This window comes from Variovorax multivorans, assembly GCF_051216835.1.
Lineage (GTDB): Bacteria > Pseudomonadota > Gammaproteobacteria > Burkholderiales > Burkholderiaceae_C > Variovorax.
In genome coordinates this window covers 49009-61573 of record NZ_JBPJZL010000001.1, presented here as the reverse complement: position 1 = coordinate 61573, position 12565 = coordinate 49009, and the positions used below count along the sequence as shown (strand labels likewise).

At 66.7% G+C, this 12565-nt stretch carries 14 protein-coding genes; 7 read left to right on the top strand and 7 right to left on the bottom strand.

The annotated features are described in order from the left end of the window. The first annotated feature begins 78 nt into the window (after nt 1–78). The 5 genes from ACSFCA_RS00285 (at nt 79) to ACSFCA_RS00265 (ending at nt 5268) form a co-directional block, all read left to right on the top strand. Nucleotides 79–417, top strand: coding sequence for an antibiotic biosynthesis monooxygenase (locus tag ACSFCA_RS00285; protein ID WP_435458244.1), 339 nt, complete (start codon nt 79–81; stop codon nt 415–417). 145 nt (nt 418–562) lie between these two features. Further along, a complete protein-coding gene (locus ACSFCA_RS00280) occupies nt 563–1072 on the top strand; it encodes a sigma-70 family RNA polymerase sigma factor (protein WP_435458243.1) in 510 nt (169 codons plus the stop codon). Nucleotides 1073–1156: 84 nt separating this feature from the next. Beyond that, nucleotides 1157–2173 carry a FecR family protein gene (locus ACSFCA_RS00275; RefSeq protein ID WP_435458242.1) on the top strand — a complete coding sequence of 339 codons (1017 nt, stop codon included), beginning with the start codon at nt 1157–1159 and terminating at the stop codon, nt 2171–2173. A 101-nt stretch (nt 2174–2274) separates the two neighbouring features. Next, a complete protein-coding gene (locus ACSFCA_RS00270) occupies nt 2275–4680 on the top strand; it encodes a TonB-dependent siderophore receptor (protein WP_435458241.1) in 2406 nt (801 codons plus the stop codon). Between the two features lie 111 nt (nt 4681–4791). After that, nucleotides 4792–5268 (top strand): VOC family protein, encoded by a 477-nt coding sequence (locus ACSFCA_RS00265; RefSeq protein WP_093056827.1) that lies wholly within the window; start codon nt 4792–4794, stop codon nt 5266–5268. 30 nt (nt 5269–5298) lie between these two features. On the opposite strand, the gene ACSFCA_RS00260 is transcribed toward ACSFCA_RS00265, so the two are convergent. From ACSFCA_RS00260 to ACSFCA_RS00230, 7 genes are all read right to left on the bottom strand, one after another. Next, nucleotides 5299–6726 (bottom strand): MATE family efflux transporter, encoded by a 1428-nt coding sequence (locus ACSFCA_RS00260; protein ID WP_258354646.1) that lies wholly within the window; start codon nt 6724–6726, stop codon nt 5299–5301. After that, a complete protein-coding gene (locus ACSFCA_RS00255; protein ID WP_093056825.1) occupies nt 6723–7292 on the bottom strand; it encodes a DUF2239 family protein in 570 nt (189 codons plus the stop codon). Before ACSFCA_RS00255 ends, ACSFCA_RS00260 begins: the two co-directional genes overlap by 4 nt. A gap of 104 nt (nt 7293–7396) precedes the next feature. Further along, entirely contained in the window at nt 7397–7759 is a 363-nt protein-coding gene (locus tag ACSFCA_RS00250; RefSeq protein WP_258354648.1) for a GIY-YIG nuclease family protein, read from the bottom strand. Nucleotides 7760–7820: 61 nt separating this feature from the next. Further along, a complete protein-coding gene (locus tag ACSFCA_RS00245) occupies nt 7821–8336 on the bottom strand; it encodes a hypothetical protein (protein WP_258354649.1) in 516 nt (171 codons plus the stop codon). A 61-nt stretch (nt 8337–8397) separates the two neighbouring features. Next, complete coding sequence (locus ACSFCA_RS00240; RefSeq protein WP_093056822.1) at nt 8398–8727, bottom strand: hypothetical protein; 330 nt, start codon at nt 8725–8727, stop codon at nt 8398–8400. A gap of 16 nt (nt 8728–8743) precedes the next feature. Beyond that, nucleotides 8744–9565, bottom strand: coding sequence for a hypothetical protein (locus tag ACSFCA_RS00235; protein ID WP_258354650.1), 822 nt, complete (start codon nt 9563–9565; stop codon nt 8744–8746). Between the two features lie 77 nt (nt 9566–9642). Continuing rightward, entirely contained in the window at nt 9643–10332 is a 690-nt protein-coding gene (locus tag ACSFCA_RS00230) for a hypothetical protein (RefSeq protein ID WP_258354651.1), read from the bottom strand. A gap of 381 nt (nt 10333–10713) precedes the next feature. On the opposite strand from ACSFCA_RS00230, the gene ACSFCA_RS00225 reads away from it, so the two are divergent. Then, entirely contained in the window at nt 10714–11508 is a 795-nt protein-coding gene (locus ACSFCA_RS00225) for a LuxR C-terminal-related transcriptional regulator (RefSeq protein WP_258354652.1), read from the top strand. An 8-nt stretch (nt 11509–11516) separates the two neighbouring features. Then, nucleotides 11517–12491 (top strand): sensor histidine kinase, encoded by a 975-nt coding sequence (locus tag ACSFCA_RS00220; protein ID WP_435458240.1) that lies wholly within the window; start codon nt 11517–11519, stop codon nt 12489–12491. The last annotated feature ends 74 nt before the right edge of the window (nt 12492–12565 follow it).

Below are 12565 nucleotides of genomic sequence, written 5' to 3'. Positions count from 1 at the left end.
TCAACTTTACTTGAGGTTTGAGAATAACTTTCAGCGCGCAGGTCCTGTGCGCATTTTTCTCACCAAGGAACCCGCTTCATGCCGAACGATGCCATCGCCCTCCAATCCGGTCCCGTATTTCGCATCGACAAGTTTGTCGTGCCCGCCGAAGCTCGCCACGAGTTCATCGCCCAGATGCAGCGCATCCAGCAGACGCTGCGCACCTGGCCGGGCTGCCAGCGCACCTACGTGCTGGACCAGACCGGCGGCAGCGGCGAGTTCAACGTGGTGACGCTGGTCGAGTGGGCAAGCGAGCAGGCCGTGGCCTCGGCCGCCGAATTCGTGAAGAGGAAGTTCGCCGAGGAAGGCTTCGATCCGGTCGCGTTCACGAAGAATGCGGGCGTGCGCTCCGACCAGGGCTTCTACCGCATCGCCTGACGCCTTTTGCGCCCTTTGGCTGGGCAGCCGGGAAGCCGCAGATAATCGCCGCTTCCCGTTTTCTGATCGCATCAGGTAAGCCACGCCGTGTCGAAGCCAACCTGCTCCTGGACTTCGACCTCCCTTTTCCGGCTGTGGTGCGCCTGTGTTCGAACGCTATTACCGCGAGCTGCTGAGCTTTCTTTCCCGCAAGGTGTCCGACCGCGCCACCGCGGCCGACCTGGCGCAGGAGAGTTACGCGCGGGTGTACGAGGCGCAGCGCACGGGCAGCGTGGTGCGCGATCCGCGTGCGCTGCTCTACCGCACGGCCCGCAACCTGGTGACCGATCACCACCGCCGCACCAGCGTGCGCGCGGGCGGCGACACGGCGGCGCCGGACGAAGAGCCGGTCGAACTCGACGACTGCATCGGACCGGAAACCTTCGAGCCCGACACCATCCTGTCTTCCGGCCAGGGCCTGGCGGCCATGGTCGAGACCATCGACCGGCTACCCCCGCGCTGCAGGGAGGCCTTCGTGCTCTACAAGTTCGACGGCCTCTCGTATGCCGAAGTGGCCGAGCGCATGGGCATTTCGGTGCGCACAGTCGAGATGCAATTGCGCATCGCGATGGAGGCGTGCTGGGCGTGCCTGGAGCGCACCAGTGGCCATGAATAAGAAGAGAGAACGCGCGGCAAGCACCACGACTACGGGGTTTGGCCCCGCTCGCGCGTCTACATCCATAGGAACGCTCGCCGAGCCATGACCCAACCACTGCCAACGCCAGAAGACGCAACGCGCCTGCGACAGGACGTGCTGGAATGGTTCGTCCGCCGCAATCATGAGGAATGGCGCGCGTCGGACGAGCGCGAGTTCCAGGCCTGGCTCGACGCAGACGCGCGGCATGGTGAGGCCTACCGCCAATGGGAATCGCGCTGGCAGGCCTTCGACGCGATATCGCCGGAGACGGTCGCGGCCTGGCGCAGCGGCTTCGAGGGCAACCGGTCGGCCCCTACGCGTCGCGGTTTCCTGCGGCCGGCTTTCGCGCTGGCCGCCACGGGCATGGCGGTCGGCGCCGGTTACCTCGGGTGGAGCCACATCCAGGCCCAACCCGTGTTCGAGCAGGCCTTTGCCACACGGCGCGGGCAGCAGCTCGAAGCGCCTTTGCCCGACGGCTCCCGGCTGCGGCTGGACACCGCGACCCGGCTGGAGGTACGCCTTTTCCGCGACCGCCGCGAGGTGACGCTGATCGACGGGCAGGCGGTCTTCGCGGTGCAGTCCGATGCGAGCCGCCCCTTCGATGTGCTGGCCGGGCCGCTGCAGGTGCGGGTGGTCGGCACGCGCTTCGCGGTGCGACACACGCCCGGCATGCAGGGCGCCGATGGGGCGAGGGTGTCGGTGGAAGAGGGCAAGGTGCGAGTCACGCGCAGGCCACCGGGCGCGCAGGGCGGCGAGCTCTTTCTCACCGCGGGCCAGCAGGTGGAGAGCGACGCACGGGGCGTGCTGTCGGCCGTGGCGGTCGTTCCGAGTGAAGGCATCGCGCCGTGGCGGGAGCATCGCCTGAGCTTTGTCGACACACCGCTGTCGCGCGCGCTGGCCGAACTGGAGCGCTACGGCAGCACCGGCCTGGTGGTGAACGAGCCGGCCGTGGCGGCGCTACGCCTGAGCGGCACCTTCGATCCGCGGGACGCGCGCACGCTGCGGCGCGCCCTGGCGAGTGCCTTGCCCGTGCGCCTGAAAGAGACCGGCCCGGTCGCGGAAATCCTGCCTGCCCCCTAGAAGAAAGAGAAAGATTTTTTTGCCGGCACTACGGTAATTCCGGCGGTTCGTGCGTCAGCCCAGATAGGAACCATTTGTATTCACTACCTGGAAGATTTCGGATGACGAACCGCTTGAAGATGACGCCGGCGCCGCTGGCCCTGGCCATTGCGCTCGCACTGGCGCACTCGCCGCTGCTGGCCCAGACACAGGGGGCGCCGCAGCAGATCAGCATCGCGGCGCAGCCTTTGGCCGAGGCGCTGAACGACTGGGCGCGGCAGACCCGCATCCAACTGGTCGTGCAGCAGAGCCTGGTGGCCGGCAAGACTGCGCCCGCCGTCGCGGGCAGCCTGACGCCGCGGCAGGCGCTAGACCGGCTGCTGGCCGGCAGCGGCCTGGCGGTGACGATGGAAGGCAACGCCGCGGTGATCAAGACCGCGCCCGCGTCGAGTTCTTCCACGCTGCCGGCGGTGACGGTGGTGGCTGACAGCGAAGAGAGCGCCACAAGCCGCGTGCAAGGCTACGTGGCCAAGCGCAGTGCCACCGGCACGAAGACCGACACGCCGATCATCGAGACGCCGCAGTCGATCTCGGTGGTAACGGCCGACCGCATCGAGGCCATCGGCGCCACCAACCTGAAGGACGCGCTGGGCTACACGCCGGGCGTGTCGACCACCACCTACGGCGCCGACTCGCGCTATGACTGGATCTCGCTGCGCGGCTTCGACGCCTATTCGCCGGGCTTCTACCTCGACGGCCTGCCGTTGCGCAACAACAGCACCTGGGGCGTGTGGCGCACCGAAAACTATGGCGCCGAGCGCATCGAACTGCTGCGCGGTCCTTCGTCGGTGCTGTACGGCATGAGCGGCCCCGGCGGGGTGGTGAATGTGGTCAGCAAGCGCCCGACGGCGGAGCCCGTGCGCGAGTTGCAACTGCAGGTCGGCGACCACGCGCGCCGCCAGGTCGCGGGCGATTTTTCGGGCGCGCTGGACGCCGACGGCAAGGTGCTCTACCGCATCACCGGTTTGCTGCGCGACGCCCAACTGCCGGCGGCGAAAGAGGCCGACGACCGCACCTACATCGCGCCGTCGCTCACATGGAAGCCGTCGAGCGACACTACGCTGACCTTGCTGTCTCAGTTCAGCCGGACGCGCAGCGGTGTCTACACCCGTGCGCGGCCACAGATCGGCTCGCTCGACCCGACCGCGATCGGCACCTACATTCCCTCGAAGCTCTTCGTGGGCGAGCCCGGCTTCGACCGCTTCAACCAGGACCAGGAGATGGTCGGCTACCAGTTCGAGCACCGTATCAACGACACCTGGACGGTGCGGCAGAACGCGCGCTACGCGCACCAGAAGCTCGACTACAAGGGCACGCAGCTGTCCGGCTTTAGCACGCTGAACCCTGATGTCCCGACCGACCCGGCCAACTTTCAGCTGATGTCGCGCAGCGTGTTCGGCAGCAGCGAGAACATCGGCGCGGTGGCGCTCGACAACCAGGCGCAGGCTGACTTCCGAGTGGGCGAGACGCAGCACAAGGTGCTGGTCGGGCTGGACTACCAGCGCACCCGCATCGACCAGGTCACCTTCAGCGGCGGCAGCGCCTCGCCGCTGAACATCTACGCGCCGGTGTACGGCGGGCCGATCGAATTGCCAGCCCCGTACTTCAACGGCATCACCCGGCTCACGCAAACCGGCGTCTACCTGCAGGACCAGATCAAGTGGGGCGACCGCTGGACGCTGACGCTGGGCGGGCGCTACGACCGCGCCGACAGCACCGTGGACAGCCGCATCGACGGCTCGCGCCAGCGCATCCGCGACCACAAGTTCACCAGCCGGGCTGGCCTGGTCTACCTGCATCCGAGCGGCTGGGCGCCGTACGTGAGCTATTCGGAGTCGTTCGCGCCGACCGCCACCATCGACCCCGTGTCGGGCGACCCGTTCAAGCCGGAAAGCGGCAAGCAGGTTGAGGCGGGCGTGCGCTACCAGCCGGTGGGCAGCAAGGCGATGTACAGCGCGGCAGTCTTCGATCTGCGGCGCAAGAACTACATCAGCTACGACGGCAATTTCATGCCCAAGCAGACGGGCGAGATCTCGGTGCGCGGCCTGGAGCTCGAAGCCACGGCCGAGATCGCATCGCGCATGAACCTCACGGCCTCGTACAGCTACACGCCCAGGGCCATCGTCACGGCCAGCAGCAACCCGAGCGAGATCGGCAAGCAGGCCACGGCCGTGCCGCGCCACCGGCTGTCGGTGTGGGCGGACTACCGCTTCGCCAACGGCGTGAAGGTCGGGCTGGGTGCGCGCTACACCGGCTCGAACTACGGCGACGGCGAAGCCACTTGGCCGAGCAAGGTGCCCGCGTCCACGGTGTTCGACGCCATGGTCGGCTACGACATCGACCGCTGGAGCCTGGCGCTGAACCTGCGCAACCTCACCAACAAGACCTACATCGCCAACTGTGGTTATGGCAATTGCTATTACGGCTATCCGCGTACGGCGGTGGCGACGGCTACCTACCGCTGGTAGGTGCGCGGCGCATGGGGACTTCCTGCTGACGGGCGCTGCGCCGATTGACAAGGGCCGTCTGCCGCTTTGATACTGAACCCTCCGGTTCATCATTCAAGCAAAGGAGATCCCATGCAGAAGATCGTTCCCTGCCTCTGGTTCGACGGCAACGGCGAAGACGCGTTGAAGTTCTACACTTCCATCTTCCCGAACTCACGCGTGACCGACAAACTGCTCTGGGGCGACGTCAACCCAGCCAAGAAGGGCTCGCTGCTCACCGCGACCTTCGAGCTCGAAGGGCAGGAGTTCATGGTGCTCAACGGCGGGCCTCAGTACAAGTTCAACCCGGCCATCTCGATGTTCGTGAAGTGCGAGACGCAGGCCGAGGTCGACAACTACTGGGACAAGCTGCTCGAAGGTGGCGGCGAGCCGGTGCAGTGCGGCTGGCTCACCGACCGCTACGGCGTGTCGTGGCAGATTGCGCCCACGGCCATGATCCGCATGTTCCAGGACAAGGACCCGGCCAAGGCCGCCCGCGCGATGGAGGCGATGATGAAGATGGTCAAGCTCGATCTCGCCGCGGCGCAGAAGGCCTTCGACGGGGAGTGATCCGCCGTCGCCCCGGCCAAGGTGTGGCGGCTACACCAGCCGGTGGATTGCCTTCTTGCGCCACACCAGCTGGTAGTACGCGGTCTGCAGCAGCAGCATCGCGCCGAAGGTCACGGGGTAGGCGATCCAGATCCCGTCGAGCCCGATGCGGTGGCTCATGACCCAGGCCACCGGCACTTCCACGCCGAGGATGCAGACGATGGAAATCAGCGTGGGCACCAGCACCGAGCCGCTGGCCCGCATGATCCCCGACAGCGCAGCGGCCATGCCGAAGATCACCAGGCTCCACAGCATGATGTGCAGCAGCGTCTGGGCAATCTCGATGACTGGCGCGCTGGTGATGAAAAAGCCCATCAGCGGCCGCGAGAACAGGTAGCCCAGCAGCACCAGCCCGCCGGTCAGCACCAGGTTCATCAGCAGCGCCGTCTTCGCGATTGCGCCGAGCCGGTTGGCGCGACCCGCACCGATGGCCTGCGCGCCGAGGATCGACGCGGTGATGGCAATGGAGATTGCAGGGAACTGCACGTACGCCACCACCTGGTTCACCGCGCCGTAGGCCGCCGTGGCTTTCGAGCCGTAGCCGTTGACCATCGAGAGCAGCACCACTTCGGCCAGCGCCACGACGATCATCTGCACGCCCGTGGGCACGCCGATGCGCAGCACGGCCTTCAGCAATTGCGGCTGGATGCGCAGGTTGCGCATGAACGCCGCGTCAGGCGCGAGCGGACTCTTTTTCTGGCGCAGCCGAAAGCCGAGCCAGGTGGTCGCCACGATGAAAGACAGCACCGACGCCCATGCGCCGCTCGCCACGCCGAGTTGCGGCAGGCCGCCCCAGCCGCGAATGAGCGCGGGCGTGACCACCAGCCCGATGAGCGTTGAGATCACCAGCGTGAGCAGCGGTGTGACGGTGTCGCCCACGCCGCGCAGCATTGCGGTGGCCAGCAGGAACACGAACACGCCAGGCATCGCGATCAGCATGATGCGGGCGTAGCGCGTGGAGTCGGCCAGCACGTCGGGCGGCGTACCCAGCGCGGCCAGCATCGGCGTGGTGAACGCGCCGCCGAACACCGCGATCACCAGGCCCATCAGCACGCCGACGGTGAGCGTGGTGCCGGCCACGGCCTTGGCCTTGGCAACATCGCGCGCGCCCCATGCCTGCCCGATCAGCACCGAAGCGCCGGCGCCCAGGCCGATGATGAAGGCGATGAAGAAGAACATCACGGGAAAGAAGCTCGACACGGCGGCCAGTGCGCCCACGCCGAGCATCTGCCCCACATACACGTTGTTGAGCGTGCCGGAGAGCGATTGAAGGATGTTGCTGAGCAACATCGGCGCCAGGAAGAAAAGAAAGACCTTCCAAAGCGGACGCGGTGCGTTGACTGGCGCCACTGGCACGCCTTGCAGGCCGCTGGGGTCGGCGCCGCTGCCGGCGCCGGTTGTCTCGGGTGTTGTTCTCATTGGGGAGGCCAGCCTGCGGCCGACAGTTTCTGCAAATGGGCGCGCACGTCGGCGGGCCAGGGCTCGATCAGGTTGCCGAAGCGTTGCTCCTCGCCGGCGAACAGTGCGCGGGTGGCTTCCTCGAAGCCGGGCAGGTTGCCCGCGATGGCGGTCATGAAGCGGTAGGTGGCCTCGTGCGCGGCGCGCACGGTGTCGCGCTCGGCGTTCACGCGGCGGGCGTCGTCGACCAGCTTGCGCAGCGCGACCGAGGCGCCGCCGGGCTGGCGTCCGAGCCAGTCCCAGTGGCGCGGCAGCAGCGTGACTTCGCGTGCGACCACGCCGAGCTTGGGCCGGCCGACGCCGCGCGGGGCGTCGTCGCGGTGCTCTGCTTCGTGATCGCGCAATTCTGGCAGCAACTCGCGCAGATCGAGGTCGAGTTGCGTGCCGGTCTGGTCGTCGAAAACAAGGTACGGCCCGGGGTCGTCGCGGCGGCGCAGCTGGTCGAGCACTTCGGCCTTGCTGCCCTGTGCGATGCGCTGGAAGCCGAAGAACACGGTCAGGGTGGTGGGTGGGGTGTCAGATGACATTCGGGTGTTTTGTTCCTGGGGGTGCCAAGCGAAACGAGGTGCGTAATCTACTCGCTGATGCGCTCCGGCGTGCGGCATCTCGCCGCCGTACGTTGCGTGGGCGCTCATGGTGTGTTGTAGCCGTTCGGGCCGAAGCATTGAAGCTCTTCTTGCCAGAGCGGCAGGAGCTTGTCGAGTTCGGCCTTGCGATCGAAATCGGGGTCTTCGCGCTCCTTGATCCGGTCGATCACTTCGAAGGTGAAATGGCCGGCGCCGTGGGCGTTCCAGTCCTGCTGGAGCGCCTTGTTCCGATGAGCGGGCATGTTCAGCTCGAAGCGCGCGCGGTTCATCGCGCCTTCGACGTCGAGGCTGCCCGCCACGTAGACGCGACCGCTCAGCGTGTTTCTGATGACGAAGACGCCGGCCGGGCGCGGGGTTTCCTTGTAATGGCGGGTGAGGGCGCGCCGGGTTTCTTCAGAGAGGTTCATGCATCAAATATTACCCGGGTTAAATTAAAATAACAATATACCCGGGTAAAAATGAGCAAAATCAACCTTCCCTGAACCGCCGCCAGCCCCGCGAAATGCGCCGGTTCAGCGCCCGCACCACGCGCCACGGACGGCTCTGGCGAACGATGGTAAGCACGTGGTCCTTCCAGGCCTTCCATCGCGGATACCAGCGGGCGAACCATGGAATGCGCATCAGCGGCCCTTCGACCAGTTGGAAGATCCGCGCGACGATGGCCGTGCCCGCCAGCTTGGCCAGCACGAGCACGGTGAGGCCCGTGGCTGCATGGCCGCGGCTGAAGAGAAAGAGAGCCAGCACCTTCACCGGAAGCAGCAGCAACACGGGCACGAAGAAGGCCAGCACTGCGCCCCAGGGCGGCAGCCGGCGCAGCCGTTCTTCGAGCGCGGCCCAGAAGGGAAGGCGGGACAGCCGCGCCGCCAGCGCGGCCAGTGGCTCCCAGCCCCACTCCTCGAAGAGCAGCAGGGGAACGATGAGCGCGGTGCCAACGGCGCGGAGCAGGGCACGCAAGACGCGCAGGACGCGCGCGAGGAATGTCATCCGCGAAGGGTAAGGCAACGCGGGCCCGCGGCCGTCCGGCGCGCGGGCCAACGCCGCCTGTTTACTTCTTCTCCGGCACGAAGAAGAGGTATTCGCCGCGTCCCATCTCCGGAGTGATCTCGTAGCCGGAGCACAGGTCGCTGGCGCACTGCAGGATGATCACGCGCGGCCAGATCGTCGCGGCCGTCGGAAAGCCCGGCAGGTACTGCGGCACGTGCCACACGCCCAGGGTGCCGACCGGTTCGGCGTTTTCGGTGCCCCGTGCGTTCTGCAAGCCGCTGCCCATGTTCATCCGCTCGATGCGCAGCACCGGAGGCGAGGGCGCGGCCGCCGCAGCCGCGACTGTCGCCGTGCAGCAGGCCGCCAGCCAGAGGATTACGGTCCTGGTCATGTCAGGCTCCACGCGGTCATTGCCGGACTGCCATCGATGCGGACGCAACGTCGCCGGCCGGCCGTGCCGCGCGAATGGCCGCCGCTTCGCCCGGGTCCATTGCCGTCACCGTGGCGCTGGCAACGGGCATCGACACCGCTGCCGGAGGCTCGTCCTGGGCCGTGGCCACCGGCTGCGCGGCGGGTGCGACCTCGGCGACGGGTGCTGGCGGCGCCGCCGCCGGTACCACTGCGACGGGGGCCGCTGGCGCAGCCGCAGCCACCGGGCGCGGCGGTGCCGCAGGTGCACCGATTGCCGACGCCTGCGGCCCGTAGGCGGTCACGCGTTCGTCCGCAGTCATCGACTGCGGGCATTTCGTGCCCGTCATCTCCAGCGCCGCCAGGGCCGCCGGGTCCATGCAGTCCATGGCGAGCGAGGCTGCCTTCATGCCCTTGTTCCAGAGCTCGCGGCTCATCTTCAGGCGCTTGCAGTGCTCGTCCGTCCAGGTGGTGCCGAAGCTGAGTCCGACGCCCGGTCCGTTCGCGCTGGCGCTCGTGCTGCCCATGCAGGTGTCGTTGCTCGTCGTCAGGTTGGGGCCGTTGACCGATGGCACGTTCTTGATCGTGTAGCTGCCCCGGTAGTCGACGGTGCTCGTCGTGGCGCCCGTGTTGTTGACGTTCTGGTTCAGCGTCGCCCGGGTGTCCGCGGGGGTGTTGGTGTTGAAGTTCACGGCCTGGGTGTTGCCCTGGGCCGAGGTGGTGGCTGAACTCGATGACTGGTTGTTGGCACCGCCCGCCGTGGTCTGCGCCATGGCGCCCGCGGACAAGCCCAGCAAGGTCAGGACAATAAGTTTTTTCATGTTCTCAACTCCTTTGGAAGCCGGGGAGGGGCTAGCCCCTCCCCATTTCTGAGTGCAACAACCTGTGCGAGAAGGGCTCAGGGAGCCGATGCAGTTGCGCCGGAGCCAGCCAGGCCGCCGGTGCCGCCACCGTTGCTGAAGCCGGCGGCATTGCCGAAGCTGAGGTTGGTCACGCCGAAGGAGCCGCCGGTCGAGCCAGCCGTTGCCGAGGTGGTCGTGCCGTTGACGAAGCCGTTGATGGCGCCCGACGAGGCATTGAAACTCGACGTCGTGCCGGAGGTGCGCGTTACCACAGCCAGGCCACCGCCAGGACCCGCGGCCGTTGCGGCCGTGTTGTTGGTCGTGGAGCCAGCGGTTCCGCCTGCGCTGCCGCTCACGGAGTTGGGGCCGCCCGCGCTGTAGTTGGCATTGGCGGTCGCGCCTGCATTGGCCGAGGCATTGGCAGCGCCCGCTGCGGCGCCATTGCCTGTCGTTGCAGCCACGCTGGTCACGCGGCCTTGCGTGGTCGCCGAGCCACCTGCCGTTGCGCCACCGATGCGCAGACCCGGAAAGCTGACCGCGCCGCCTGCAGCGTTGGCGTTGGCCGACGAGCTGGAGTTGGCTGCGTTGTAGCTCAGGGCACTGCCCGTGCCCGAGCTGGCGGCCACAGATCCGGCGGAACTGGAAGAGCCGGTCGTCGTACTGGTGGCGGCGAGGGCCGTGGTGCTGGTTGCCGAGGCAACGCTTCCAACCAGAACCACTGCGATCGCGATGAGTGTCTTCTTCATGATGCTTCCTCGAAAGTTGTTGAAACGAACCCGATTGCCGGATCAATCCGGCCATCAGCTAACGGTCAGCGGCACTGCTTGAAATGCTTCCGTCACGACCGAGGTGCAGTTTCTGCGTCGAGGAACCGGGGAAAAATGCCCAGTGCTGGGTAGAGCAAGGCTATGGCGAAAGGTGTGTTTTGCACCATTTCGGGGGGCCGCGGGGAGGGACCCCTCGATGCGGCGGCCGAGGGAAAAACTACAACTTTCGATGGACATTGTTGACTAGTCGAAACAAAATGCAACCAAAGTAATCAAAAAAACTGAAACTCAAAATCTGAGTAGAAATGAATTAACTTTTGGTCACGAACAAGATGTGCTATTTGTCACAAAGGGGCTGGAATGGAAAGCGATCTCGACATTTCATTGACAGATGTGGGCAGCGGGGGTAGGCAATACGCCAATCCCGGCCAGTTCGGCGGGCTTCTCTCGCCGTCCGCCGACACTCTCCCGTGGCCTGATTTCCTAACCGGGCAACAGACCAAACCCGTGCGCGTCCTGCTGGTGGACGACGACCCCTTCGTGCGTCGCGTCATCGCCCAGGAATTGCTGGGCGACCTGCGCATTCAACTCGAAGGGCAAGCCGGCACGCTGCGCGAAGGCCGACGATTGCTGCTGCAGCATGAGTTCGACGTGCTCATGGTCGACATCCGTCTGGGCGACGGCAGCGGATTCGAGCTCATCGAAGAGGCCAAGCGGCATCGCAGCGCGGCGGAAATCATCGTCATCTCGGCGCTCGAGGACGAACCCCAGGTGCTGCATGCCTTCGAACTCGGCGCTTCCGGCTACCTGGTCAAGAACGCGTGGTTCCAGAGCTATGCCCAGGCCGTGCTGCAGGTGGTGAACGGTGGGGCCGCCATCACCCCGCGGCTGGCGCGCCGGCTGCTCGTGCACCTCGATCACAAGCGCTCCAACGTCAATCCGGTGCGTCCGCCGGACACAAAGGCGACGTTATCCGCGCGGGAGCGCGAAGTGTTACGACTTGTAGCAACGGGCTACGTTACCGAGGAAATCGCGCTGCAGCTCACCATCAGCGCTCAGACGGTTAACGCGCACGTCAAGAACATCTACCGCAAGCTGCACGCCCACACCCGCGCGCAGGCCGTGAGCTTTGCCTCCCACCGGGGGCTGCTGTAGCCCATGCCATGCTGGCGCCGCAGGTCTTTTCTTTACCGCACTTCCTGGAAGACCAGTTCGTGTGGCTGTCGATCGGCTCGTGGTGCGTGCTGTTGACGTGGCTGCGCTCGCGCGTCTCGCGCCGGCGGCTCCTGATGTGGGCCGGCCTGGTGGGGGCGCTGCACCTGACGCCCGTGACCGCGCAGGTCATCCGGGCCACTTCGGCCATCGGCGTGACGGCGGATGACATGCCGTTCGCCTTCTGGGCGCTGCAAGCGCTGAACGTGGCGGTGCTTGCCGCGCTCCTCGCCAGCGTCTGTTTTCTGGTCTTCCGGCGCCGCGCCGCAGACCATCGGCCGTCGCAGGCGGTGGTCGCCGAGCGACGGCGCATTGCCAACGACCTGCACGACGGCGTGGGCTCCCGGCTGGTGGCGCTGCTGGCCAGCCAGGACCCCCGGTCTGCCGGGCCCGGTAGCCTGTCGATGGCCCTGCAGGACTGCCTGCTCGAACTCCAGATGACGGTGGACGACCTTGACGACCAGACGTCCGCCAGCGTCGTCGAGCGACTGGCCCACGTGCGCTACCGGCTGCAGCCCGCGTTCGACCGGCTCGGCATCGCGCTCGAATGGCACATCGCCAGCGAGGCCAACACCCGCTGGGTGCCGCCGGAAACCGCGATGCAGATCTGCCGGGTGGCGCAGGAAGCCATGTCCAATGCGCTGCGGCATGCGCAGGCGACCCGTGTCGAACTGCGCTTCGGCCTTCGCGACCGGGGATTGCTGATGCTGGAGGTGCGCGACGACGGCCGCGGACTGGGTTCGCGAAGCGTGTCTTCCTCCGATACGGGCAAGGGCCTGCGCAGCATGCGCTCCCGGGCCGACGCCATAGGCGGCGAGCTGACAATCGAAAATGCCGCGCCGCGCGGGCTGAGCGTGCTACTGGTGGTTCCGAGCCAAGCGCAGGCGCCGACCGGCACCCGGGCCGAAGCGGAAAGCATGCTGTAACACGCCCGCCGGGCCGCCCGGACGGACGCCGTCCGCGCCTATGGCAAACTCCCGCGCTTTGCCAGGGACGCGCT

What these genes read in the sequence shown, in the direction of transcription:
- ACSFCA_RS00220 (WP_435458240.1), top strand. Translation starts at nt 11,517, where the DNA reads ATGCTGGCGCCGCAGGTCTTTTCTTTACCGCACTTCCTGGAAGACCAG.
- ACSFCA_RS00240 (WP_093056822.1), bottom strand. Translation starts at nt 8,727, where the DNA reads ATGACCAGGACCGTAATCCTCTGGCTGGCGGCCTGCTGCACGGCGACA.
- ACSFCA_RS00285 (WP_435458244.1), top strand. Translation starts at nt 79, where the DNA reads ATGCCGAACGATGCCATCGCCCTCCAATCCGGTCCCGTATTTCGCATC.
- ACSFCA_RS00225 (WP_258354652.1), top strand. Translation starts at nt 10,714, where the DNA reads ATGGAAAGCGATCTCGACATTTCATTGACAGATGTGGGCAGCGGGGGT.
- ACSFCA_RS00250 (WP_258354648.1), bottom strand. Translation starts at nt 7,759, where the DNA reads ATGAACCTCTCTGAAGAAACCCGGCGCGCCCTCACCCGCCATTACAAG.
- ACSFCA_RS00265 (WP_093056827.1), top strand. Translation starts at nt 4,792, where the DNA reads ATGCAGAAGATCGTTCCCTGCCTCTGGTTCGACGGCAACGGCGAAGAC.
- ACSFCA_RS00235 (WP_258354650.1), bottom strand. Translation starts at nt 9,565, where the DNA reads ATGAAAAAACTTATTGTCCTGACCTTGCTGGGCTTGTCCGCGGGCGCC.
- ACSFCA_RS00260 (WP_258354646.1), bottom strand. Translation starts at nt 6,726, where the DNA reads ATGAGAACAACACCCGAGACAACCGGCGCCGGCAGCGGCGCCGACCCC.
- ACSFCA_RS00275 (WP_435458242.1), top strand. Translation starts at nt 1,157, where the DNA reads ATGACCCAACCACTGCCAACGCCAGAAGACGCAACGCGCCTGCGACAG.
- ACSFCA_RS00270 (WP_435458241.1), top strand. Translation starts at nt 2,275, where the DNA reads ATGACGAACCGCTTGAAGATGACGCCGGCGCCGCTGGCCCTGGCCATT.
- ACSFCA_RS00230 (WP_258354651.1), bottom strand. Translation starts at nt 10,332, where the DNA reads ATGAAGAAGACACTCATCGCGATCGCAGTGGTTCTGGTTGGAAGCGTT.
- ACSFCA_RS00245 (WP_258354649.1), bottom strand. Translation starts at nt 8,336, where the DNA reads ATGACATTCCTCGCGCGCGTCCTGCGCGTCTTGCGTGCCCTGCTCCGC.
- ACSFCA_RS00255 (WP_093056825.1), bottom strand. Translation starts at nt 7,292, where the DNA reads ATGTCATCTGACACCCCACCCACCACCCTGACCGTGTTCTTCGGCTTC.